This window comes from Streptomyces erythrochromogenes (genome assembly GCF_036170895.1).
Lineage (GTDB): Bacteria > Actinomycetota > Actinomycetes > Streptomycetales > Streptomycetaceae > Streptomyces > Streptomyces erythrochromogenes.
Genome location: NZ_CP108036.1, coordinates 333729 through 356710, shown reverse-complemented (window position 1 = coordinate 356710; position 22982 = coordinate 333729). Strand labels below are relative to the sequence as shown.

22 protein-coding genes and 1 pseudogene are annotated in these 22982 nt (G+C 73.4%); 15 read left to right on the top strand and 8 right to left on the bottom strand.

Annotation, left to right across the window (positions count from 1 at the left end):
• The first annotated feature begins 23 nt into the window (after positions 1-23).
• The gene (locus OHA91_RS01770; protein ID WP_328738395.1) at positions 24-845 is read left to right on the top strand and encodes a DUF1295 domain-containing protein; all 822 of its coding nucleotides are present in this window, start codon (positions 24-26) and stop codon (positions 843-845) included.
• Positions 846-908: 63 nt separating this feature from the next.
• Complete coding sequence (locus tag OHA91_RS01765) at positions 909-1610, top strand: alpha/beta hydrolase (protein ID WP_328741047.1); 702 nt, start codon at positions 909-911, stop codon at positions 1608-1610.
• On the opposite strand, the gene OHA91_RS01760 is transcribed toward OHA91_RS01765, so the two are convergent.
• Positions 1611-3734 carry an MMPL family transporter gene (locus tag OHA91_RS01760; protein ID WP_328738394.1) on the bottom strand — a complete coding sequence of 708 codons (2124 nt, stop codon included), beginning with the start codon at positions 3732-3734 and terminating at the stop codon, positions 1611-1613. It abuts the gene before it with no gap.
• A gap of 277 nt (positions 3735-4011) precedes the next feature.
• Between OHA91_RS01760 and OHA91_RS01755 the strand changes: the two genes are divergently transcribed.
• The 7 genes from OHA91_RS01755 (at position 4012) to OHA91_RS01725 (ending at position 10012) form a co-directional block, all read left to right on the top strand.
• On the top strand, positions 4012-4626 hold the full coding sequence (locus tag OHA91_RS01755; RefSeq protein WP_266496346.1) for a dihydrofolate reductase family protein: 615 nt from the start codon (positions 4012-4014) through the stop codon (positions 4624-4626).
• Between the two features lie 43 nt (positions 4627-4669).
• Positions 4670-5914 carry a ClC family H(+)/Cl(-) exchange transporter gene (locus tag OHA91_RS01750; protein ID WP_266496348.1) on the top strand — a complete coding sequence of 415 codons (1245 nt, stop codon included), beginning with the start codon at positions 4670-4672 and terminating at the stop codon, positions 5912-5914.
• 83 nt (positions 5915-5997) lie between these two features.
• Positions 5998-6513 (top strand): SRPBCC family protein, encoded by a 516-nt coding sequence (locus OHA91_RS01745; protein WP_266496350.1) that lies wholly within the window; start codon positions 5998-6000, stop codon positions 6511-6513.
• A gap of 327 nt (positions 6514-6840) precedes the next feature.
• A complete protein-coding gene (locus tag OHA91_RS01740) occupies positions 6841-7242 on the top strand; it encodes a cofilin family protein (protein WP_266496353.1) in 402 nt (133 codons plus the stop codon).
• Between the two features lie 270 nt (positions 7243-7512).
• Positions 7513-7839: a divalent cation tolerance protein CutA gene (gene cutA, locus OHA91_RS01735; protein WP_328738393.1), complete on the top strand. Its 327-nt coding sequence runs from the start codon at positions 7513-7515 to the stop codon at positions 7837-7839.
• A 37-nt stretch (positions 7840-7876) separates the two neighbouring features.
• Positions 7877-8539, top strand: a complete 663-nt coding sequence (locus OHA91_RS01730; protein ID WP_266496355.1) for a class I SAM-dependent methyltransferase — start codon at positions 7877-7879, stop codon at positions 8537-8539.
• 306 nt (positions 8540-8845) lie between these two features.
• Positions 8846-10012 (top strand): alanine--tRNA ligase-related protein, encoded by a 1167-nt coding sequence (locus OHA91_RS01725; protein ID WP_328738392.1) that lies wholly within the window; start codon positions 8846-8848, stop codon positions 10010-10012.
• 22 nt (positions 10013-10034) lie between these two features.
• Here the strand turns inward: OHA91_RS01725 and OHA91_RS01720 are convergent, their stop codons facing one another.
• Positions 10035-11036: a hypothetical protein gene (locus OHA91_RS01720; RefSeq protein WP_266496360.1), complete on the bottom strand. Its 1002-nt coding sequence runs from the start codon at positions 11034-11036 to the stop codon at positions 10035-10037.
• Positions 11037-11209: 173 nt separating this feature from the next.
• Between OHA91_RS01720 and OHA91_RS01715 the strand changes: the two genes are divergently transcribed.
• Positions 11210-12265 (top strand): MBL fold metallo-hydrolase, encoded by a 1056-nt coding sequence (locus tag OHA91_RS01715; protein WP_328738391.1) that lies wholly within the window; start codon positions 11210-11212, stop codon positions 12263-12265.
• A 43-nt stretch (positions 12266-12308) separates the two neighbouring features.
• Here the strand turns inward: OHA91_RS01715 and OHA91_RS01710 are convergent, their stop codons facing one another.
• Together OHA91_RS01710 and OHA91_RS01705 are read right to left on the bottom strand one after the other, a co-directional pair.
• Positions 12309-14765 carry a CehA/McbA family metallohydrolase gene (locus OHA91_RS01710; RefSeq protein WP_328738390.1) on the bottom strand — a complete coding sequence of 819 codons (2457 nt, stop codon included), beginning with the start codon at positions 14763-14765 and terminating at the stop codon, positions 12309-12311.
• A gap of 111 nt (positions 14766-14876) precedes the next feature.
• A complete protein-coding gene (locus OHA91_RS01705; protein WP_266496365.1) occupies positions 14877-15668 on the bottom strand; it encodes an SDR family NAD(P)-dependent oxidoreductase in 792 nt (263 codons plus the stop codon).
• Between the two features lie 146 nt (positions 15669-15814).
• On the opposite strand from OHA91_RS01705, the gene OHA91_RS01700 reads away from it, so the two are divergent.
• Positions 15815-16387: a TetR/AcrR family transcriptional regulator gene (locus tag OHA91_RS01700; RefSeq protein ID WP_266496366.1), complete on the top strand. Its 573-nt coding sequence runs from the start codon at positions 15815-15817 to the stop codon at positions 16385-16387.
• Positions 16388-16420: 33 nt separating this feature from the next.
• Here the strand turns inward: OHA91_RS01700 and OHA91_RS01695 are convergent, their stop codons facing one another.
• Complete coding sequence (locus OHA91_RS01695; RefSeq protein ID WP_266496367.1) at positions 16421-16948, bottom strand: NUDIX hydrolase family protein; 528 nt, start codon at positions 16946-16948, stop codon at positions 16421-16423.
• A 219-nt stretch (positions 16949-17167) separates the two neighbouring features.
• Between OHA91_RS01695 and OHA91_RS01690 the strand changes: the two genes are divergently transcribed.
• The gene (locus OHA91_RS01690) at positions 17168-18388 is read left to right on the top strand and encodes a cytochrome P450 family protein (RefSeq protein ID WP_328738389.1); all 1221 of its coding nucleotides are present in this window, start codon (positions 17168-17170) and stop codon (positions 18386-18388) included.
• Positions 18389-18475: 87 nt separating this feature from the next.
• Entirely contained in the window at positions 18476-19429 is a 954-nt protein-coding gene (locus tag OHA91_RS01685) for a helix-turn-helix transcriptional regulator (RefSeq protein WP_328738388.1), read from the top strand.
• A gap of 24 nt (positions 19430-19453) precedes the next feature.
• Here the strand turns inward: OHA91_RS01685 and OHA91_RS01680 are convergent, their stop codons facing one another.
• Positions 19454-19828: an STAS domain-containing protein gene (locus tag OHA91_RS01680; protein ID WP_266496372.1), complete on the bottom strand. Its 375-nt coding sequence runs from the start codon at positions 19826-19828 to the stop codon at positions 19454-19456.
• A gap of 152 nt (positions 19829-19980) precedes the next feature.
• Complete coding sequence (locus tag OHA91_RS01675) at positions 19981-20259, bottom strand: LuxR C-terminal-related transcriptional regulator (RefSeq protein WP_408059146.1); 279 nt, start codon at positions 20257-20259, stop codon at positions 19981-19983.
• A 293-nt stretch (positions 20260-20552) separates the two neighbouring features.
• Between OHA91_RS01675 and OHA91_RS01670 the strand changes: the two are divergent.
• Positions 20553-21192, top strand: a pseudogene (locus OHA91_RS01670) (LuxR C-terminal-related transcriptional regulator).
• 97 nt (positions 21193-21289) lie between these two features.
• Here the strand turns inward: OHA91_RS01670 and OHA91_RS01665 are convergent.
• A complete protein-coding gene (locus tag OHA91_RS01665) occupies positions 21290-22108 on the bottom strand; it encodes a peptidoglycan recognition protein family protein (protein ID WP_328738387.1) in 819 nt (272 codons plus the stop codon).
• Positions 22109-22305: 197 nt separating this feature from the next.
• Here OHA91_RS01665 and OHA91_RS01660 point away from each other — a divergent pair, with 197 nt between their 5' ends.
• On the top strand, positions 22306-22959 hold the full coding sequence (locus OHA91_RS01660) for a hypothetical protein (protein ID WP_328738386.1): 654 nt from the start codon (positions 22306-22308) through the stop codon (positions 22957-22959).
• Positions 22960-22982 lie beyond the last annotated feature (23 nt).

The following is a 22982-nucleotide window of genomic DNA, read 5'->3' as shown; positions in this document are numbered from 1 at the left end:
GCCGCCGCCGCCCGGGAGGGGTCGTGAACGGCACGGCCTGGGCCGCCCTCGCCACCAACCTCGCGGTCGGTGCGGCCGTCTCGACGGCCGTACTGCTCGCCGCGTTCGCCGTCGGAACACGCCTGCGCCTGCACCGCGTCGTCGACATCGCCTGGGGCGTCGCCTTCAGCGCCGTCGCCACCGCCACCTACCTGCTCTCCGCCGGACACGGAGACCCCGAGAGACGGCTGCTGGTCGCCGCGGCGACCGTCGTGTGGGGGCTGCGGCTGTCGGCGCACATCGCATGGCGCTCCCGCGGCCACGGGGAGGACCCGCGCTACACCGCGCTCCTCGACAAGGCGCGGGGGAACCGGACCCGGTACGCGCTGCGCACCGTCTACCTCCTCCAGGCCACGCTGGTCTGGCTGATCTCCCTGCCGGTCCAGGTGGCCTCGTACGCGGCCGGGCCGGTGGGGATCCTCGGCGTGCTCGGGCTGGTCGTGTGGGCCGCGGGCCTCGGCTTCGAGGCCGTGGGCGACCACCAGTTGGCCCGGTTCAAGGAGGACCCGGCCAACCGGGGCCGCATCATGGACCGGGGCCTGTGGGGCTGGACCCGCCATCCCAACTACTTCGGCGACAGCCTCGTGTGGTGGGGCCTGTACCTGCTCGCCTGCGCCAGCCTGCCGTCCGCCCTCCTGAGCCTGGTCTCCCCGGTCGTCATGACGTTGCTGCTGACCGTCGGCAGCGGCAAACGCCTGCTGGAGAAGCACATGGCCGACCGCCCCGGCTACGCCGAGTACGCCGCCCGCACGAGCGGATTCCTCCCTCTCCCACCCCGCCGCCACCCCTCGAAGCGCAGGAGTTGATGTGTGAACCCGTCACCCGAAGCCATCGACGACCGCGGCGGGGACACGGACCGGGAGCCGCCCGTGCAGGCCGCCCTGGTCCCCGCCGCGGGGCACCGGCTGTCGCAGGGGGCGGCCGCCGCGGTCCTGCTGCTGCACGGCGGCCGGGCGGACGACCTGAGCCCGCCGCCGCGGCTGAACCTGCCCGCCCTGCGCATGCGGCCGTTCGCGACGGCCGTCACGCGCGCCACCGCCCACGACGACGTGCTGGTCGCCCACGTCCGCTACCGGTACCGGGGCTGGAACGGCCACCACGCGCATCCCGTCGCCGACGTCCGCCGCGCCCTGGACGAACTCCGCGCCGTCGCCGGACCGATACCCGTCGTCCTCGTCGGGCACTCCATGGGCGGCCGCGCCGCCCTCCGAGCCGCCGAGGACCCGCAGGTCGAAGGAGTCGTCGCGCTCGCCCCCTGGTGCCCTTCGGGCGAACCCGCCGCCCATCTGCGCGCTCGCGCGGTCGTCGCCCTCCACGACGAGCGCGACCGTGTCACCCGGGCGGCGGACACCTGGGCCTACCTCGCGCGCGCCCGGAAGGCCGAAGCCCGGGTCCACGGCGTCAGGATGCCCCGCGGCGGCCACGCCATGATCGGCGACGCCGGCCTGTGGCACCGGATCACGGCCGGGGCCGCCGCGGCGCTCCTCGGGCTGGCCCCGTTCCCCGACGGCCCCGACGGCCTCGACGGCCTCGACGGGGGCACGATCGGACCGCCGGGGCCGCAGTGGTGATCACCCCGCCCGCGCCTCCGATGCGGTCCGCGGGCCGGCCCCCGTGCCGGGGCGGGCGAGCGCGCTCGGCCACCAGGCGCGCGGGCCGATGTCGATGATGAGGGCCGGCACCAGCAGGGAGCGCACGACGAGGGTGTCCAGCAGGACGCCGAACGCGACGATGAAGGCGATCTGGACGAGGAAGGCCAGCGGGATCACCATCAGCGCTGCGAAGGTCGCGGCGAGGACGACGCCGGCGGAGGTGATGACGCCGCCCGTGGTGACGAGCCCCCGCAACACGCCCTCACGCGTGCCCAGGGTGAGGGTTTCCTCGCGGACCCGGGACATCAGGAAGATGTTGTAGTCGACGCCGAGGGCGACCAGGAACACGAAGCCGTAGAGCGGTACGGACGCGTCGGTTCCGCTGAAGCCCAGCAGGTTCTCGAAGACGAGCGCGGAAACGCCCAGTGTGGCGAGGAAGTTAAGCGCGACCGTCGCCACCAGCAGGACGGGCACGAGCACCGACCGCAGGAGCGCGATCAGGATCAGCAGGATGATGCCCAGAACGACGGGGACGATCACGGTGCGGTCGCGGGCTGAGGTCTGCTGGGTGTCGAACTGCTGCGCGGTGTAGCCCCCGACCAGCGCGTCGGCACCCGGCACCGCGTGCACGCGCTCCCGCAGCCGCTGGACCGTTCCCTTCGCGTCGTCGCTGTCCGCCGCCGCGTCCAGCGTGGCGTCCAGACGCACGCGGCCGTCCACGACGAGCGGAGCCCCCGCCCCCGGCCGGCCGCCGCCCGCGGTGACCGGTACGACCGCGGCGACGCCGTCCGTGCTCTCGGCCGCCGCCCGTACCTCGGCGGCCCGGTCGGCGTTCGCGATGACGACGGCCGGATTGCCCGAGCCGCCGGGGAAGTGCCGGGCGAGGGTCTGCTGCGCGCCGACCGAGGGCGCGTCATTGACGAAGATCTCGTCCAGCGGCACGCCCTTGGACGACAGCGCGGGGGAGAAGCCGGCCAGCACCACCAGCAGCACGGAAGTGGAGACCCACACGCGGCGCGGCGACCGGTCGATCAGCCCGGCGACACGGCGCCACACGCGGTGCCCCTCGGCCGCCGCGTCCGCCGGCCCGGGCACCGCCGGCCAGTACGCGGTGCGGCCCAGCAGGACCAGGACGGCCGGCAGGAAGGTCAGCGAGCTCAGCACCGCGCAGACGATCCCGATCGCGCCGACCGGCCCGAGCGCACGGTTGTTCGTCAAGTCGCTCGCCAGCAGGGCCAGCAGCCCCAGGGCCACTGTCGCCGCACTGGCGGTGACCGCCCCGGCCGACCGGCGCACGGCGGCCAGCGCCGCGTCCGCCCGGTCGCCCCGGACGGCGAGCTCCTCGCGGAAGCGCGCCGCGACGAGCAAGGCGTAGTCGGTCGAGGCCCCGATCACCAGGATCGACAGGATCCCCTGGACCTGGCCGTCCACGCGGACGGCACCCCGGGCCGCCAGCGCGTAGACCACCGCGCAGGCCAGGCCCAGCGCGAACACCGCACTGATGATGATCACCAGGGGCAGCAGCACGCTGCGGTAGACCAGCAGCAGGATCAACAGCACGGCCCCGAGGGCCACACCCACCAGCAGCCCGTCGATCCCCGCGAACGCGTCGGACAGGTCCGCCTGGGTGGCCGCCGGACCGGCGATCCCGACCGAGGTGCCCGGCACCCGCTGCGCAGCCTGCCGCACCTCCTCCAGGACCGCCGGGAGTTCCTCGCCCAGGTCGGGTGCGAGCGGCACGACGGCCTGCACGGCCAGCCCGTCGCCGGAGACGACCGCCGGCGACGGCGGGGCGGTGATCCCGGGCCGGCCGGCGAGGTCCCCGAGCGCCCGCGTGGCGGCCTCCTGCTGCCCGACGGTCACCCGCGCCCCGTTCGACGTCCACACCACGACGGCCGGGACGGACTGTGCCCCCTCGAACGCCTTGCGGGCTTCGAGGACCTTCGTCGACTCGGCGCTGCGCGGCAGGAACGCCGCCTGGTCGTTCGTGGCGACCTCGCGCAGTTTCCCCGCGTAGGGTCCGAGCGTGCCGCCGATGCCGAGCCATACGAGCAGCAGCGCGAGCGGAACGATCCAGCGGGCCCAGCGCGGTGCGTTTCTCAACGAGATTCCCTTGGCCGTGATGTGTGAGTGGGTCGGACGAACAGCATCCATGCCGAGGGACCCGACGACGCCAGCCCCTCGCCCCCACTTCCGGCCGGGGACCCGATCGGGTTGCACTTCTTCGCACGCAATCCCGAGGCGCCGCCGGTCGGCGAGGTCCGGGACGCGCGCGACGCAGCCGCCGTGCGGGTGAATGCACCGGGTAACGGTCGCAGGGTGCCTTGGATGGGCCCGTACGCGGACGGAACGGCCCGACGACCAGCTCCCGGAGACCGGTATGAGGAAGATCAAGGCGCAGTTGTTCATCTCGCTCGACGGTGTCGTCGAGGCGCCCGACCAGTGGCACTTCCCCTACTTCAACGAGGAGATGGGAGCCGCCGTCGACGCCACCCTCGGCCGGGCCGAGACCCTGCTGCTGGGGCGCAGGACGTACGACGGCTTCGCGGGCGCCTGGCCGGAACGGGAAGCGGCGGGCGGGGAGGACGCGCCGTTCGCCGGGGTGCTGGGCGACGCCCGCAAGATCGTGGTCTCGAACAGCCCGCTCGACTTCACCTGGCGCAACTCCGAACAGCTCGGCGGCGACCTCGCCGCAGGGGTCGCCGCCCTGAAGGAGGAGCCGGGCACGGATGCGCCCGTATGGATCAGCGGCTCGGTCTCCGTCGTACGCCAGTTGGTGGCCGCCGGGCTGCTGGACGAACTCAACCTCCTGCTGCACCCGATCGCCGTGCGCGGCGGCATGCGCCTGTTCGAGCAGGACGCGGCCCCGGTCCCGCTGGAGCTGCTGTCCGCCGAGACCTTCCGGACCGGTGTGCTGAACCTCTTCTACGCCGTGGCCTCCACACCCGGCGAGGGGACGTACGAGGACGCCAAGACCCACCTGCCCCAGCACTAGCGGGGTGTCTCCCGGGCGGAGGTGGGGAGACGGCCGCGCCTTCGTGGCCGCGGCGCTGGCGGGGTGCCTGGTCGGGCTGGTCGGCGGTGGTTTCCGGTGGTGCCTGGAACACGCCGACCTGTTGCGGGCCTCGGTTCTGGAGGCGGCCGCAGGCCTGGGCGGGGCGGGCCGGCTGATCCCCGTCGCCCTCACCGCGGCGGGCGCGGCGGTGGCCTGCGCGATCGCCCGGCGGGTCCCGCACGCCGCGGGCAGCGGGATCCAGCACGTGGAGGCCGTGTGGCGGCAGGAGGCCGAGGTCCGGTCGGCCTGGCTGCTGCCGGCGAAGTTCGTGGGAGGGCTCGTCGCGATCGGCTCGGGCCTGGTCCTGGGCCGGGAGGGGCCGATCGTCCACATGGGTGCCGCGATCGGCTCCGGGGCGGGCCGGCGCGGCCGGCTGGACGCCGAGGACGCCCGCATGCTGCACTCCGCGCTCGGCGGGGCGGGTCTGGCGGTGGCGTTCACCGCTCCGCTGGGCGGGCTGCTGTTCGTCTGCGAAGAGGTGACCGGCACGGTGCGGCCCCGTCTGGTGCTGCTGACGCTCGTCGGCACCGTCACCGCGGTGGCCGCCTCCCAGCTGATCGTGGGCGACGCGCTGGTCCTTCCCGTGTCGGCCCTCCCCGCCCCACCGCTGTGGATGCTGCCGGTCTTCCTGCTGTACGGGGTGACCGCCGGGGCGCTGGGCGCCGCGTACAGCGCGCTGGTCGTGGGGACCCTGGAGGTGTGCGACCGGCTGACCCGGGTGCCCCTCGTCGTCCGGGCGGCCGTCATCGGTGCCCTGGTCGGCGCGCTGATGGCCTTCGACCCGCTCCTGACGGGCGGCGGCGACCAGCTGAGCGAGCGCCTGCTGGCGGGCGGGAGCCTGACCTCCGCGGCGCTGGCGGTCTGCCTCGCCGTACGGTTCGTGGCCGGCCCGCTCAGCTATGCGGCCGCCACTCCCGGCGGGCTGTTCGCTCCGCTGCTGGCCCTGGGAGCCCTGTGGGGGACGCTCACCCACGCGCTCGCCTCCCCTCTGCTGCCGGCCGGTGCGGCGGGTCCGGCCGCGTTCGCCGTGGTGGGGATGGCCGCCGTCTTCACCGGCGTGGTGCGGGCACCGCTCACCGCCATCGTCCTGGTGACGGAGATGACCGGCGCCGGCGTGCTCCTCCTGCCCCTGCTGACGGCCTGCTTCGCCGCGGCCGTGACGGCCGACCGGCTGGGGAGCGCACCCATCTACGACACCCTGAGGCGCCGCATGCTGGAACGGGCCTGACGGGTGCCGGGGAGCGCGCGGCAGGGGCGCCGGTCGGGGGCGGCACGGCGACCGCTACCGTCGTGCTCCGAGGAGGGAGCCCCATGCCCCGCACGTTCAGCGTCCACGACACCGTCTTCGTCGAGGCCGACCCGTCGACGGTCTACCAGCACGTCTCCGACCCCGCCCTGATGGGCCGTTGGAGCCCGGAGAACCTGGGCGCCACCCCGGCCGAAGGGCCCGGCACCGCGACCCGGGTCGGGATGGTCTTCGACGGCCGCAACAAGCGCGGACCGCTGCGCTGGACGACCCGCTGCACGGTGACGGCCGCCGACCCGGACCGGCTCTTCCGGTTCAGGGTCCACGCCATCGGCCTGCGCCGCCCGTGGCTGCCCGGCCCGATCGCCACGTGGGAGTACCGTTTCGCCGCCGTGCCCGGAGGCACGGAGGTGACGGAGACGTGGACCGACGACCGCCGCGGCTGGCCCGACCCGGTGGCCAACACGTTCGACAGGATCGCGACGAGGGGCCACACCTTCGCCGAGTTCCAGCGGAAGAACATCCGGACCACCCTGCGCAACCTGAAGTCGCAGCTGGAGGCCCACCCCACCGCTCCCTAGCGGGTGCCCATGGGCGTTTCCACAGCTTGGCGAGCGCTTCCACGGAGTCGTCCTGGCCGTTCGCGATGTCTGGTGACCTGCAGGACGAGGAGCACGTCGGAGGAGGAGCGGACGCAGATCTTGTCGCCGATGTCCCACCCGGCGTCCTCACGAGGGCTCCGTGGCGTGTGCGGCCGACCGGGTGACTTCTGCCCGCACCGCGGCCCGGTACGCCGCACCGCACGCGCGTCGGCGTGAGGATGCACGGGCCGGTCGGCGTCGTCGGGGACCACGACCGGCGGACGTTGCCGGCGCCCGGACCCGACCAGCACGGAGGGGTGAGCCCCCATGAGCAGCGCGATCGGCCTGTCGGAGGGCTGCCTCGCCGCCATCCAGCACCTCAGGGAGCAGCGGGAGGTCAACACCTTGGTCCTCCGCCTCGCGGACCCCCCGGACGTCCTGGTAGCCGAGCTGGAGGGCAACCTGACGCATGACGAGCTGGTACAGGGCCTGCCCTCGGACGAGCCCCGGCTGGTCGTCCACGAACTCTCCTTCGCCAGCCCGGAAGGCACGCGCAGGAACGAACTCCTGTTGATCCTCTGGATGCCGCCGGCGGCCGAGGAGCAGGAGGAGGCCTACACCGCCGGGTACACCGCCCTGAAGGAGTACCTCGGCGACGTCCACGTCCACCTCACCGCCCGGCGCGCGGACCAACTGGCTTACCGAAGGCTGGTGGCCCTGGCCGGCTGACACGGCCCCGGCGACCGCGGCGCCGCCGCCGGCCCCGTCTCCGGCCCCCGGCTACGCGTGCCCGCCTTGAGCGCGGCCACGTACTCCTCGTCCGTGACGCCCGCGTGCATCTCGGCCCGCACTTCGGTCACCAGCGCACGCAGCCGGATCGGCGGGAGCCTGGTCGGTGGTGCTGTCGCTCCGCTGGTTCATGGTCACGAAGCTGCACCCCGTGCCGCGCACGCGAACTCCCGCCGTAGGGTTGGGGAAACCCGATCGAGGAGGACCGGCGTGGCGAACATAGTGATCGCGCAGACGACCGTGAACGACGAGGCGAAGGCCTACGAGATCGCGCAGGGCGCGGTGGAGGCCAGGCTGGCGGCCGCCGCCGACGTCGAGGCGCGGATGACCCTCTTCTACTGGAACAAGGACGCACTGCGCCACGAACGCGGCTACCGGGTCTTCTTCACGACGACCACGGACAGCGTCGCGGGCCTGGAGGCGTGGGTGCACGAGCGCCACCCCCACGACGTGCCCCAGTGGATCGTGCTCCCGGCCGCCGCGACCTCGGAGCAGTACCTGGCCTGGGCCGTCAAGGAGACCACCGCCGGCCAGTAGCGGACCCCGGGTCCGAAACGCTCTAAGGTCGTTCCCCGTGACCGAACTCCCCGCCCACCTCCGCGCGACGTCCGACGCCTACGACGCCGTCGTCGCCCTCTACGCGGACCTCGCCCGCGACTGGCTCGACGGCGTGCCGCTGGACCGCTCGGTCCTCGCCGCGTTCGCCGACCTCGCCCGGACCGCGGGTGCCGGGCCCGTGGCCGAGCTGGGATGCGGTCCGGGATACGTGACGGCGCACCTGCGCGACCTGGGGTTGGACGTCTTCGGCGTCGACCTCGCGCCGGCCATGATCGACTTCGCCCGCGCGGCCCACCCGGACCTGCGGTTCGAAGTCGGTTCGATGGACGCCCTGGACCTGGCCGACGGCACGCTGGGCGGCATCGTGTCCTGGTACTCGGTGATCCACACACCACCGCCGGAACTCCCTTCCTACTTCGCGGAGTTCCGCCGCGTGCTGGCTCCGGGCGGGACACTCCTGCTCGCCTTCTTCGAGGCCGAAGGCGGGCCGGTGGCGGCGTTCGACCACAAGGTGACGACCGCCTACCGGTGGCCGATCGACGACCTCGCGGAGACGGCCCGCGCCGCCGGGTTCGTCGAGGTCGGACGGATGCTGCGGGAGCCAGGCGCCGACGAGCGCTTCCGCCGGGGACACCTCCTGATGCGGACGGAGGATCCCCGGACGCGCATCCGGGCGTGAGCCCCGCCGCGACGCGGGGGCCGCCGCGACGGGTGGGCCGCCGCGACGGGTGGGCCGGCCCGGCGAAATCCACGTGCCCCGGCAGGCACGGTCGCGCTACCGTTGCGCCCATGAACGTCAACGGCCCCAGCACCACCGCGACCGCGCGAGCGACCAGCTCGCCGGTTGCCGCCGCCTGACCTTCCCCTCTCCCCGGCGACCGGAAAACGGTCCGCCGGCCATGCCGTGGCATCCCCGCCCCGGCCGGAGACCCGCCCGGTCCGTTCTCCGGTGCCCCTTCCCGCTGTGATGCGAAGGAGCCACCCCATGAACACCGAACAACTGCTCAGCACGTTCGTCGAGTACTTCGAGGAGCGCGGACACCGCCGGATCGTCGGCTCGACGCTCCTGCCGCCACCCGGCGACCCCGTGCTGTTCACCACCTCGGGCATGCACCCGCTCACCCCGTACCTGGAGGGCCGCCCCCATCCGCTGGGCAGCCGACTGGTCAACGTACAGCGCTGCCTGCGCACCACGGACCTGGAGGAGGTCGGCGACGCCACGCACCTGACGGTCTTCGAGATGCTCGGCACCTGGTCGCTGGGGGACTACGAAGGACCGCTCAGCCTCGACTGGGGACACGGGCTGCTCACCGAGGGACTGGGCGTGGACCCCGGCCTGCTGTACGCCACCGTCCACGCCGGCGACGACCGGACCGACCAGGACACCGCCTCCCTCCGGCTGTGGCAGGACAAGGGCGTACCCGTCGAACTCACCGTCGAGGACAACTGGTGGTCCAACGGCCCCGTCGGCCCCTGCGGCCCCGACTCGGAGATCTTCCTGTGGAGCGGCGAAGGCCCGCCCCGGTCGACCCCCACCCGCGACGACCGCTGGGTGGAGGTGTGGAACCACGTGACGATGAGCCACCGCCGCCTCGACGACGGCTCCCTCGTTCCCCTTCCCCGGCGCAACGTCGACACCGGACTCGGCCTGGAGCGGCTGGCCTCACTGCTCCAGGGCAAGCCGTCCGTGTTCGAGTGCGACGTCTTCGATCCCTGGCGGCGCCTCGTACCACCCCTGTGGCACCTGGACGAGACCTCGCTGCGCATCGTCTGCGACCACCTGCGCTCGGCCGTCGTGGTGCTCGGCGACGGGGTGCGCCCGGCCAACACCGGGCGGGGCTACGTGCTGCGACGCCTCGTGCGACGGGTGCTCACCCTGCTGTGGCGGGACGATCCCTCCCGTGGCGTCGGGGACCTCCGGGAGGAACTGGTCCGGCACACCCTGGACCACTTCCGGCAGGACGTGCCGCCGGGCGATGTGCTCCGCCACCTGATCGAGGAGGAACAGCGGTTCCGCCGCCAACTGGAGCGCGGCCGGCGGGTGCTCGCCCGCCCCCGGTTCCGGGGTCTGCTGACCGAGGAGGACCTCCACTACCTCCACGACACCCACGGTCTGCCGCGCGACCTGGTCACGACCCTGCGCCAGGAGTAGGGGAAGGAGCAGGCGGGGCGGTTCACCTCGGCACGACGGCGCCGGAATCCGGCGACTGCTGCAGTCCGGACGCGTCCACCGCCTCGAAGTCGGACCCCTTGAAGCCCTTGAGCCCGGCGAGCTGGTCGTTGTCCCAGCCGGAGTTCTCCTCACCGGAGATGAACCAGGCCGAGCCGTTGTCGGCGACTATGGCGCCGTACTTCTTGAGGGCCTCGGCGACCGCCTTGGCCTGCGGGGCCAGCTGCGAGGTGTCGACGGAGCCCTTGAGGCGCAGGCGCAGGCCCATGGGCGGCAGCGCGGGGTCCGCCGCGGCGCCCGCCTGGTGCCGCGCGGGCCAGACGAAGCTCTGGTCCGAGCGCGGCACCGTGATGCGGACCGCGTGGTCGACCCGCCCCGACGCGGCCTCGTCGTAGCGCACCAGGCCGGGCAGGATGGCGAGTCCGGCCGCATCGGCCGACGTCCACCCGTCGGGCCGCAGTGCGTTGCTCCGCAGGTCGAAGACCGCGCCCCCGCCGGCGTGCCAGGCGTTGCCGCCCTGCGGCTTCGCGTCCCAGAGCTCGTAGGACTTGCACAGGCCGCGGTCCCAGACGATGACGTGGCGGTCGCCGTCGCTCGCGGGACCGTTTTCGATCCTGGCGTTCTGCGGGATCCGGTACCCGGAGGGGTCGCTTTCCTCGGCGATGTCGAAGGAGACCTTCGATTCAGGCACCGTCGTGTCCGAGACGGTGATCGGAATCCCGATCGGCTGCCCGTCGACGAGCCCCGAGCCGAAGTCGGGGTGCAGGGGCTCCGAGGGGCCGATCGAGGAGACGTACCGGGCGGAGTCCGGGTGCACGGGAAGCGTGTCCACGGGCGCACGCCAGAAACTGTCCGGCAGCGCGGTCTCGCAGTCCGCGGCAGCGGCCGCGGACCGGCCCGGATCCGTGTACCCGGACACCGGACAGGCGCAGGCCACGGCGAGGACGGTGGCGACGGAGCGGATCCGGCGGGCCGGGCGCGATACTCCCGCGGGCTGCGCTGCCATGGCTTCACCCCATCCGGTACCCCTTCCCAGCGTAGGTAGGTTCCCGCCGACGCGCTCAGCGGCCGGTGCGGGGCATCCGGGGCGCTGGTGCGGCGTACGCCCGGCGGCGGGAGACTGGTGCCTGTACAGCCTTGAACAGCGGCTCCGGCCCGGAGCGGACCGCGGGAGGATCCATGACCGCGCTCGGTGACCTGATCGAGATCGACGACAGGACCGTGCTGGTCCTCGGCCGGGAACTGGACCTCGCGCACGATCAACCGGACGTCGGCAACGCCCTGGTGCACCGGGCCGGCGACACGCTGGTGCTCGTCGACACCGGCGTCACGACGGCCTTCCGCGCGGCACTGCGGACGGCGGCCGACCGCGTCGGGCCCTGGTCCCGGGCGCTGGTCCTGACCACGCACGGCCACCCCGACCACGTCGGCAACAACGACGTGGCCGACGAACTGGGCGTACCCGCCGAGCACTACGTCCCCGCCCGCGACCTCGACCAGATGCGGGACCCGGAGTCCTACTGGGTGCGGTCCTTCGAGCGCATCGCCTGGGCGGCGCCGCTTCCGGCGCCCGCACTGGCCGCCCGGGTCGTGTCGCTCTTCACGCCGATGCGGCCCTTCGCCGCGACGACCCGGACCTACGAGGAACGGCCGCTGGAGATGATCCGGATCGGCTCGCGCCGGTTCACCGGCTGGACCTTCGCCGACGGCGCGGTCCGGGTGCTGCGCAGCCAGGGCCACTGCGCCGGGCACGTGATCGTGCACCTGGGGGACTGCGGCGTCCTCCACCTGTCCGATGAGGGCAACGGCGCCTGCGGTGCGATGTACGACGCCGACCAGCTCAAGATCCAGACCGTGCTCGGCGCCGTCGCCGGCCTCTTCGAGGAGGGGGAGGCCGCTACCCTCACCGACGGGCACACCTTCGCCCTGCGCCGCGGCGCCGAGGCGGTGTCCCATCTGGACGGACTGCTGGAACAGGCCACGGCCCTGCAGGGGGCGGCGCTCGGGCTGACCGGCGAGGGCGGGCGGATCGTCCCGAGCGCGTTCACCTCCCGCTACGCGCAGGCCGTCGCCGAGCTCGGGGTGGGCGGCGCCAACCCCAACCCGATGTTCACCGCCATGATGGCGCTCAACGAGCTCGGCGAACTGGGCCTGCGCCCGGAACCGGCCGCGGTCGCCGACGCCGACGCCCCCTGGTCCCGCCCCGCACTCCGCGACCCCGACCCGCCCCGGTAAGGCGGCGCGGCGCACGGCGGTGCGCGAGGCGGTCCCGGACACGCTAGCCCGCGCTGATGGCCGTCACGTGCGTGGTGCCGTCGCGCAGGGCGGTGATACGGACCTGGCCCGCGGGGAAGGGGTCCCTCCCGTTCGGGCCGGGGATCTGGCCGAACGGGGTCCAGGAGCCGTCCGGCATCCTGGCGTTGTGCCAGATCCGTCCGTCGAGCCCGACCGCCACGACCTGGGCCGAGCCGTCGGGCGTTCCCGTGATGCCGATGGCGCTGGCTCCCATGGTGGCGGTGGTGACGCCCCGCGGGGCCCGGAATCCGGTCCAGGAGCCGTCCGGCCGCCGCAGTTGGTGGTACACGATCCCGTCGATCCCGATCGCCAGGACCTGCGAGGACCCGTCGGGCATCCCGGTGATCGCCAGGGCGGGGCCGGCGAAGGTCGGGGCACCGCCGTAGCCGGCCGGCCTGCCCCAGGGCGTCCACGTACCCGTACGCCCGCGGACGCAGTGGTACATGGCGCCGTCCGTGCCGTAACCGAGCACTTGGGCGGACCCGTCGGGCATGGCGGTGATCGCCACCTTCGTCGCACCCCAGCGGCTCGTCGCGGGGGAGCCCGGCATCGCCCTGAACCCCGTCAGGCCGCCGTCGGCGCGCCGCAGCTGGTGGTACGCGGTGCCGTCCATGGCCGTCGCCACGATCTGGCAGGTGCCGTCGGGGAAGGCCGCGACGTCCGCCTCCCGCACCGTGAACCCGGTCGAGCCGTCAGGCCCCGCGACGCGCTGCCAGGGCTGGAGCGTGGCCGAACCCCGTGCGGTCGTCAGCCACAGGCCGTTGTCGGGCGCGACGCCCAGCACCACCACCGAGCCGTCCGCCATCCCCGCCAGGGCGCTCTGCACCCCGGCGAACGAGGCGGCGCCGACGGCACCCGGCAGCGGACGCATGCCGCTCCACGACCCGTCGGGACGGCGCTCGGTGTGGAACAGCACGCGCCGCTCCACGTCGTACGGGGGCAGTCGGGCGGAGTAGAACCACACCGGGTTGGTGATGGCGACCAGTTGGTCCAGCGTGGTGGAGGCGGGCTCGGGACGGCGCACCTCCGCCCGGGCGAACATCGACGCCTTGCCCCAGCCGCGCCACCTCAGCTGCCCCCGGCCACTGCCGTCGATGCAGGTCGCGGCCATGATGCCCCACTCGGTGTACAGGGTGGCGATGCTGTCCGGGGCGCCCGTCACGTTCAGGGTCACGTCGACGGCGTCGAAGAACGAAAGGGGCAGTTCCTCACCGGGCCCGGCGACAGCCGCGCCGGCGCGGGCCGTGAAGTCCAGGGTCACGGCCGCGGATTCGACGGCGTACGAGCGTCCCATGCGCAGCGCGTCCAGTACGGCGGGGGTCGACAGGGCGGCGGCACGCACCACGTTGTGCGGCCGGCCGACGGCGTCCGCGGGGCTGTGGGCGTCGCTGTTGCCGACGGCCGCGACCCGCTTGCCGAGGCAGAGCATGACGTGCCAGGCGGCGATGTTGGCCGCGTCGTCCAGGGTCCACGGGCCGTTCCACACCTCCAGCGCGTCCACGCGGTCGAGGCCGAACTCCCAGAAGGATCCCGGCGCCGGAGTGAGCGGATGGGCGGCGATCGTCAGCCCGCCGAGGCTGTGCACGCGACGGGCGTGGCCCTCGAACACCCCCTGGTCCGCGGGGCCGTAGCGCCAGTCCACCCATTCCCCCTGGGGCAGGCCGACGGCCAGCCAGTGGCCGTGCCGGGTGGTGACCTCCTCGGCGTTGATCACCAGCAGGTCGGTCGGGACGTTCCCGCTCCACGTCACCCCGGTGGAGCTGGTGTTGTGGTCGGAGGTGGCGATGAAGTGCAGCCCCTCCTGGCGGGCCGCCGCGACGATCTCGTCCACCGTGCGCTGCCCGTCGGAGTGCCGGCTGTGCAGGTGCAGATCGCCCCGGTACCAGCCGGGGCCGCGTCCGGCGACCGCGGCGGGCAGGATGTCGTACGGCACCCGGGGCAGCGGGGCTCCCTGGTGGAGGGTGACGTCGACCTGCCAGTCCATGCCGCCGGGGCTGCCGACCATGGGCCCCAGGATGACGGACCAGCGGCCGGGATCGACGGGACCGGGCACGTAGCCGGGGGTCGCGTCCGACGCGGCGAGGGTGAAGCCGGTCCGTGCGCCGCCGGACCAGCCGCGGAACCCGGTCGGGCCGAAGATCCCCAGGTCCAGGATGCCGGCGGAGGCGTCGTGGGCGGCGGTGACGGAGATCCGCTGCACTCCGGCGGGGACGTCGAAGGCGACGTACGCCCATTGGTCGTTGCCGTAGGGCGAGCGGCCCTTGTAGGTGGTGGTCACCGTGTCGGAGCCCTGGCCCCGCGTCGCGGCGTGCGCGACCGGTGCGGGTACCAGCGCGGCGGTCCCGCCCGCGGCCAGCAGGGCTCCTAATCGGAGCAGGGACCTGCGTTCGACCTGCGGGCCGGCCTCGGGCCCGTCGCTCGGAAGGTGTTCACTCGGCACAGCCGTGCTCTCCGTTCACATGAGGTGGCTGGGAAGGCGTGCAGGTGCGAGGACGAGCAAGGGCGAGGAGCGGGGCCTCGGGCGGGGGCGGCGGTCCCGTCGGCGCAGGACCTAGCGGCGTGAGCGCTGGGAGTCGACGATCTGCCGCACCGAGCCGTCGACGTCCGCCCGGGCCTGGATCCGCTCGGCGAAGCCGGGGAACTGCCCGGCTATGGCGCTGAGCAGCCGCAGCTCCAGCGGGGCGACGTTGACCTCGCACAGGTCGCGGCGGACGGCCCGTACGACGCCGTCGGCGACCTGGCCGGGCGTGACGGTCCTGATGCCGTTCGGTGTGGAGGCACCGGTGGCCGCGAACATCCCGGCGTCACGGACGAAGCCGGGCTGGACCAGGGACACCCCCACGCCCGTGCCCCGGAGTTCCTGGCGCAGGGCCAGGGCGAACCCGCGCAGCCCGAACTTCGTCGCGTTGTACAGGGAGGTCGATTTGGTGGCCGCCTTGCCGGAGATGGAACCGACCAGCACGATGTGGCCGCGGCCGCGGGCCACCATGTGTTCCGCGAGCAGCCGGGACAACAGGACGGGCGCCCGCAGGTTGACGTCGAGGGCGCGGTCGAGCTGCTCCTCCGTGTAGTCCAGGAGGTCGCCGCTGGCGGGCAGTGCGGCGTTCGCGACGAGGACGTCCGTATCCGCGCAGGTCTCGGCGAGACGCACGACGTCGGACCGGACGGCCAGATCGGCGACCACGGCCCGGGCCCCGCAGGCGTCCGCGGCGGTCTTCAGGGCGGCCTCCTGCCGGCCGGTGACGGTGAGGCGGGACCCCTGCGCGGTCAGCCGCGCGGCAAGGGTGCAGCCGATGCCTCCGGTGGCCCCGGTGAGCAGAACGTTCGATCCGGACATCTCCACGACGACTCCCGTGCGGCGCTGCGGCGTTCTTCTGTTCGTTCGAACGAACAGTAGGGACCGCGTCCCTGCTTGTCCACACCCCTGCCGTCCCCGACTCCCCGCCCCCGCAGGGACGGACACGCAGGCCGATGGGGCAGAATGCGGACATGCCCCACGCATCCGCCACCCGCCAGAGCATCATCGACGCCGTGCTGCGGATCATCGGGCAGGACGGCATCGCGGCCGTCACCAACCGGCGGATCGCCAAAGAGGCCGAGGTCTCCCTCGGCTCCGTCACCTACCACTTCGCCACCCAGCACGAGCTGCTGCGCGAGAGCCTGCTGCACTTCGTGGCCGAGGAGACCCGGCACTTCACGGCACTGGCCGACGAGTGCTCCGACGAGCACTTCGACATCGGCCAGGCCGCCGAGGTGGTGGCGCAGGTCGCGGGCGGCAACGCCTTCGACAGCCGGCACATAGCGCCCTTCGAGCTCTACGTGCAGGCCGGCCGCGACGAACGGCTACGGGCCGCCGCAGCCGAGTGCTTCGCCGCCTACGACCTGCTGGCCACCCGTATCCTGACCCAATTGGGCGTCCCGGACCCCGAACGGCTGGCCGGCGTGGCCGTCGCCCTGGTCTTCGGGCAACAGCTCCGCCGCCTGGCCACCGGCGCACCCGCCGAGGACCTCGTGGACACCCTGCTGATCCTCACGCGGTTCACCCCGGCGCAGACGCCGTAGACGCAGACGGACGCCCGCGCGGGGGCGGCCGCCTCAGTACGTGCGTCCCACGTGCGCCAGGGCCTGCTTCAGCAGCACCGCGTGGCCGCCCGGCATCTCGCCCTGCACGGCCGGCGAGGCCGCTTCCTGCGGGCTGAACCACACCAGGTCCAGGGCGTCCTGCCGGGGACGGCAGTCACCCGTCACCGGTACGACGTAGGCGAGGGACACCGCGTGCTGGCGGGGGTCGTGGAACGGAGTGATCCCGACCGTGGGGAAGTATTCGGCCACCGTGAAGGGCTGGAGGGAGGCCGGCACCAGGGGCAGGGCCACCGGGCCCAGGTCCTTCTCCAGATGGCGCAGCAGCGCGTCACGGATCCGCTCGTGGTGCATGACACGGCCGGACACCAGCGTCCGGCTGATCGTTCCGTCCGCGCCGATCCGCAGGAGCAGCCCGATGCTGGTGACTTCGCCGGTTTCGTCGACGCGCACGGGAACGGCCTCGACGTACAGGATCGGCATCTGGGCCCTGGCCGCGTCCAGCTCGTCACTGGTCAGCCAGCCTGGCGTAGTTTCGGTCATGTCAGCCATTTCTTGATCATACTTTCCGGAGTGGGCCTTGGCCCAGATCGCGCGTCCATCGGTAATCGACAGGCCATCAGGTTGCCATTGATACCGGGAGTTGACGGGCCGTCGTGACGGGGTACGGCTCGTCCGCCCTGACCGAAAAGCAGCATTCGTGGAGACTCGGACGCATATCCTCACTTCCCATGGCAGAGGCGTCGTACTCCTGGAGGCACGATGAGTGAGCGGCCGGTCCTTCTTCCCTACGCCGACCCGGCATTCCTCGCGGACCCGTTCCCGCTGTACCGGGAACTGCGCGAGGAGGGCCCCGTACGCCGCGTCGTGGCCGCGGGCGGCCTGGACGTCTGGCTCGTCACCCGCTACGAGGACGGGCTCGCGGCCCTGTCCGACTCCCGCCTCAGCAGCGACGTACGCGACGCCTCGGACCCCCGGCTCCTGGCCCAGCTGCCCGGAACGGAGCGCGAGTCGATGCTCAGCAACATGCTCCGCAGCGACCCGCCCGACCACACCCGCCTGCGCCGCCTGGTCTCCAAGGCGTTCACCGCCCGCAGGGTCGCGGAGATGCGGCCCCGGATCCAGGCCGTCACCGACCGCCTCCTGGACGCGATCGCCCCGGCCGGCCGCGCCGACCTCGTCGCGGACTTCGCGCTGCCGCTGCCCGTCACCGTCATCGGCGAACTGCTCGGAGTACCGGCGGACGACCGCCTCGACTTCCAGCGCTGGACCGACCGCATGATCATGCGGGGTGCGCAGCCGCCGGACCCCGCCGTCGTGGACGAGGCGTGGCAGCACATGCGCGCCTACGTGACCGGCCTCATCCGGGACAAGCGGGCAGACCCCGGGGACGACCTGCTCAGCGCCCTGATCACCGCCCGGGACGAGGAACGGCGCCTGAGCGAGGACGAGCTCATCGCCATGGTCTTCCTGCTGCTCGCCGCCGGCTACATCACCACGGTCAACCTGATCAGCGGCGGCATCGCCATGCTCCTCACCCACCCCGGCCAGCTCGACCTCCTGCGCTCCGAACCCGAGCTCCTGGGAAGCGCGATCGAGGAGTTCCTCCGCTACGACGGCCCGGTCAGCCCCGGCATCGCCCGCTTCGCCCGCGAGGACGTCGAGATCGCGGGTACGGCCATCCCGCGCGGAGCGACCGTCCTGATCGCGTCGGCCATCGCCGACCGCGACCCGGCACGGTTCCCCGACCCCGACCGCCTCGACATCACCCGGCAGGACAACGCCCACCTCGCCTTCGGCCACGGCGTCCACTACTGCCTGGGCGCGCCGCTGGCCCGGCTGGAGGGGCACATCGCGATCGGCACCGCGCTGCGCCGGCTGCCCGGGCTCGCCCTGGCCGTGGAGCCGGACGGCATCCGCTGGCGCCAGGGCGGACTGCGCGGCCCCCTCAGCCTCCCGGTGACCTTCGACGCCGGTGCGTAGAAGGCCCGGCCGGCCGGTCACGGCATACTGGAGGCGCCTGTCGCCGGCAGCCGTGCCGGGGGTGCGGACGGGGCGAGGGAGGGCCCGATGACGAACCTCTTCTTCGAGAGCGGGGACCTGGGGGCCACGGAGGCGTTCCTGTCCGCCGCCTACACCCCCATGCAGATCGGCGGCCGCCCCGCGGACACCCGGGCGCGGATCTCCCGTACCGCGGTCGGCGGGCTGAGCGTGGACCGCCTGTCGTTCGGCTACACGATGGGCTACGACGCGGGCTGCCTGGGCAAGGTGTGCCTGGTGACGATGCACAGCGGAACCATCGTGGACACCACAGGCGGCCGCGAGGAGGTCTTCGGCCCCGGCGAGACCTTCCTCCTCGCCCCTCCCGACCGGCCCTACGAGGGGCAGGTGCGCGAAGCCCGGTACACGATCACGATGTTCGACCCCCGCCTGCTGGGCCGGGTGGCCTCCGCCCCCGCCGGCAGGGACGTACGGATCACCGGCCCCCGGGCCGTCGGCCCGGCCGAGAACCGGCGGCTCGGCGCGGCCGTCGCCTACCTCCGCGACCATGTCCTCGACGACAGCGGGGCATCCGCAGACCCCGACGGGCTGCTGGTCTCGACGGCCGCCCAGCACCTGGCGGCCACGGTGCTGTGCACGCTGCCGAACACCGCCCGGGAAGACGCGCCCGCCCCGCGCGACACGCGCGACGCACACAGCGACACCCTGCGCCGCGCCGTCGCGTTCATCGAGGCCAACGCCCACCGCGACATCACGCTCGCCGACATCGCCGCCTCGATCCCGGTCACCCCGCGCGCGGTGCAGTACGCCTTCACCCGCCACGCCGGCACGACGCCGCTCGGCCACCTCCGCCGGGTCCGGCTGGCCCGTGCCCATGCCGACCTCCGGTCCGCCGATCCGTCGGGCCATGCCACCGTCGCCGGCATCGCCGGGCGCTGGGGCTTCGCGCACCAGGGCCGCTTCGCCGCCGCCTACCGGCAGGAGTACGGCGTGGCGCCCTCCGTCACGCTCAGATCGGGCTGAGCGGCCGCGGCCGCTGTCCCACGGTCACGGCCCCGTGCCGGGAGGTCCGTCGGGCGCCCCCGAGACGGTGAGGTCGAACACCCGGTCGGCGCCCGTGATGCACAGCAGGCGGTGGAACTGCGGGCCGGGATCGGCGAGCGTGAGCGTCCGCCCGTTCGACTCGCACAGCGAGCGCGCGTGGAGCAGGGCGTTGAGCCCGACGGAGTCGCAGAAGTCGAGCCGCGAGAGGTCGACGACCACCCGTGCCGGGGCACCGGGAGCGGTACAGGCCTCGCGAAGTGCCGTGCGCAAGGGCTCGACACGGTCGAGGTCCAGGTCACCGGTGAGGGTGATGACACTGCAGTCGGCCCGGGCGGCGAGCGTGACACTGTGCGGACCGCGGGCGGCCAGGGGGTTCATCTCGTTCCTGCCTTCGGGTGCGCGGGCGGACCTCGGCACGGGCCACCCGCCCCGACGCTATCCGGGCCGACGGGCGCGTACAGCCCCGTGGACGAAGGCCGGCAGGTGTTCGTTCGCCGGACAGGCGCGCAGGTCGTGGCGCCGGCGTGGCGTCAGGGCGTGCCGTACCGGTCTGGCCCCCGATGCGATGAGGCGGTGGCGGTCATCACACCGGCCAGATCCGCGCGGCGCTGTATGCCGAGCTTGCGGTAGGTGCTGGTCAGATGGGTCTCCAGGGTGCGTCTTGCCAGGTGCAGGAGGTCCGCGTCCGAGATCTCGGCGTTGGTCCGGCGGTCCGCGGCCGGTGCGGGGACACGGCGTTCGCTGCCGGTCAGGGCGGACTCGCCGGTGAGCGGGGCGGAGCCGCTGCGGGCGCCGCGGACGCGCAGCACATCCGGGGTCAGGGTGCCCTCGGGAGCGCGCTGCGGCCCGTTCCCGTGGGCCCGCGGAACAACAGCGGCCGCCCGGAGCCCGCCCGGGCGCGCTGCGCCTCGGAGGCCAGCAGGGCGAGTGCGTCTGCACGTTCTAAAAGGGACGCCATCACACGCTCCTGGCGATCTGGTGGTCGATCTCGTGGTTGATCTCGTGGTGAGCCACGAGTGTCGGCGGGCCGACCGCAACAGGACGATTCTCGAAGCTCGTTCGGCGTGTTGCACGCGCTCCGCTCACTTAAGGATGTTCGGTCATGGCTCTGAGTGCCCGCGCCAGGATCCCGGTCGAGGTCCACGCATCGGATCCGCTCTCCTTCGCCGGAGCGACCGGCCAGTTGCGCCGGCAGCCCGAGGTCGAGCTCGTCGAGGAGATGGCCGGACGCCCGGGGACGGTTCGCGGTCCTGCTCGTCGACGCGCTGGACGAGACGACGCTGTCGCGTCTGCGGCGGCTCACGCGCACCGAGGGGACCCGGGTGGTCCTCGTTGCGCGGGCCCTGCGGGAGGCGGACCTGCTCCAGGTCGTCGAACGCGGGGTCCGCGCCATCGTCTGGCGGCGGGTGGCGACCGAGGACCGGCTCCTCCAGGCGGTCCGCGCGGCTGCCCGGGGCGACGGCGACCTGCCCTCGGACCTGATCGCCCGGCTGATCACCCAGGTGGGCGGCATGCAGCGCAGCGCCGAGGGGCTGCCGGGCAGCCCGGCCTCCGGCCTCGTACAGCGCGAGGTCGACGTGCTGCGGCTGGCCGCCGACGGGCTGAGCACCGAGGAGATCGCGGGGAAGCTGGCCTACTCGGAGCGCACCGTGAAGAACGTGATGCACGGGCGCACCACCCGCCTGCACCCGCGCAATCGGGCCCATGCCGTGGCGTACGCCCTGCGCGAGGGGTACATGTGACGGCCCGAACCGGACGGAGCCGTCGAGGCCGTCGGGGCCGTCGGGACCGTCCGGGGTCGAGGGCACGGGCGGCGCACACGTGGTACGAGACGCTCCGTCAGGACAGCAGTCCCGCAGGCAGGTACTCCCCGAACGTGGCGGCCGGCCGTCCGGTGGCCTGGCGGACCAGGTCCCACACCGGATCCTCCTCCGGTTCCGACAAGGGCGTGCCGAGGCGGGTGGCGACGTCCCTGCGGAGGGTCGGCAGCAGGGCGTACAGGCGGTCGCCGGGGCAGGACGTGGCGTTGAAGTCGCGGTGGCCGTAGATCTCCGACGCGGGCAGGCCGTACTGGCTGCAGATGTGGGCGCACAGGTCGGCCAGCGCCGCGAACTGCGCCGCGGGCGGGGTCTGCGAGGTGTAGGTGCCCTCGTTCTCGATGCCGATCGACACCGTGTTCTGCCCGACGCAGTGCGCCGCGCGCACCTGGCGCCTGCCGGTGTTCAGCTCCGCGAGGCTGTGGTGGCGGCCCTCCATCACGAAGGCGCCACGGCTGATGGTGAAGTGCTGCCCGGTGTCGATCCAGCCCTGCGCGTCCATGTGGTACGTCTGGATGGCCTTGGCCAGGGCGAAGGCGCGCTGCTTCGAGTAGTCCGTCACGTTCGCCGTCGCCGTGTGGTGGACGACGATCCGCTCGGGGCGGTTGGCGAGGACGACGACGGGCTCGGACGCGGGCCGCGCGCCCCAGGCGGCGCAGCCGATGATGTTCGGCCCGGCGGCCGCGTACGCGCGCCCGGCCGCGGCGACGGGCAGTGCCGCCGCGGTGGCCAGGGCGAAGGCGCCCGTGAGGACCGAGCGGCGGGTGTACCGGGCCGAGGCGGGTGCCGCTTCCGGTGCCGGTTCCGGTGCTGATGCCTGGTGCGGTGCGGGGAGGGTCATACGGTGCCCGTTTCCGTAGGAGGCTGCCCATTCAAGGGAGCCCGGCCGTACGCGCCGCGCCGACACACCGAACGGCCGCCGGACTCTCCCCGACCGGCCGCCGTCGTACCGCCCACCTCACTGACCCCACCCGCCTCAACGGCGGCCACCGCGGGGCGGTTGGATGGGCCGTGGACCACGAAGGGGAAGGGGGAGCGGTGGCACTGCATCCTGAGGGCGTCTACACCAGCGGCCCGATCGCACACCTCGTCGGGCTCGCGGCGGGCGGACCCGACGCGCTGGAGTGGGAGGTGCTGCGGCTCGCGCGGATCACCCGGACCGACCACCACTGGGACGTGACCTGGCGGGACACCGCCCAGACCCTCGCCTCCCGGCTGGACCATCTGGCCACGACGTTCAGCGAGGAGTTCTTCGCCACGTGCCCGCAGGACGCCCGCCGGGCATGGACCGCGGCCGCCGGGACCGGACCCGTACCCGAGTTCATGACCGAACTGGCGGCGCTGCTACGGCTCGCGGACCGGCAGGGGCCCGCGGCGTACGAGGAGGTCCCGCTGGCGGCCTGGGAGGTACGGGCCCGGTTCCCCCTGCTGCTCGGGCTGGACTCCTGGGCGTACGACGGCGAGTACGGCTCGTACGAGGAGAGCCTGCTGGCCTTCATCGAGGCCGAACACCCCGACTGCCACTACGAAGTGATCCCCCGCCTGACCCAGGCGCTGGAGGCACGGACGCTGAGCACACGGTCCGCCGCCTTCGCCCGGTCGTTCCGCACTCTCGTGCCCGAGGCGATACCGGAGACCCTCGCCGCCCTCGCCCGGGTGTCGTACGCCCACATGACGGACCACCACGTCTGACGTCTGCCGCCCTCCGCACGGGG

Excerpts from the sequence above, each read along its gene's own strand:
- OHA91_RS01755 (WP_266496346.1), top strand. The coding sequence starts at position 4,012 with ATGAGGAAGATCAAGGCGCAGTTGTTCATCTCGCTCGACGGTGTCGTC.
- OHA91_RS01745 (WP_266496350.1), top strand. The coding sequence starts at position 5,998 with ATGCCCCGCACGTTCAGCGTCCACGACACCGTCTTCGTCGAGGCCGAC.
- OHA91_RS01740 (WP_266496353.1), top strand. The coding sequence starts at position 6,841 with ATGAGCAGCGCGATCGGCCTGTCGGAGGGCTGCCTCGCCGCCATCCAG.
- OHA91_RS01725 (WP_328738392.1), top strand. The coding sequence starts at position 8,846 with ATGAACACCGAACAACTGCTCAGCACGTTCGTCGAGTACTTCGAGGAG.
- OHA91_RS01720 (WP_266496360.1), bottom strand. The coding sequence starts at position 11,036 with ATGGCAGCGCAGCCCGCGGGAGTATCGCGCCCGGCCCGCCGGATCCGC.
- OHA91_RS01715 (WP_328738391.1), top strand. The coding sequence starts at position 11,210 with ATGACCGCGCTCGGTGACCTGATCGAGATCGACGACAGGACCGTGCTG.
- OHA91_RS01700 (WP_266496366.1), top strand. The coding sequence starts at position 15,815 with ATGCCCCACGCATCCGCCACCCGCCAGAGCATCATCGACGCCGTGCTG.
- OHA91_RS01695 (WP_266496367.1), bottom strand. The coding sequence starts at position 16,948 with ATGACCGAAACTACGCCAGGCTGGCTGACCAGTGACGAGCTGGACGCG.
- OHA91_RS01690 (WP_328738389.1), top strand. The coding sequence starts at position 17,168 with ATGAGTGAGCGGCCGGTCCTTCTTCCCTACGCCGACCCGGCATTCCTC.
- OHA91_RS01685 (WP_328738388.1), top strand. The coding sequence starts at position 18,476 with ATGACGAACCTCTTCTTCGAGAGCGGGGACCTGGGGGCCACGGAGGCG.
- OHA91_RS01680 (WP_266496372.1), bottom strand. The coding sequence starts at position 19,828 with ATGAACCCCCTGGCCGCCCGCGGTCCGCACAGTGTCACGCTCGCCGCC.
- OHA91_RS01665 (WP_328738387.1), bottom strand. The coding sequence starts at position 22,108 with ATGACCCTCCCCGCACCGCACCAGGCATCAGCACCGGAACCGGCACCG.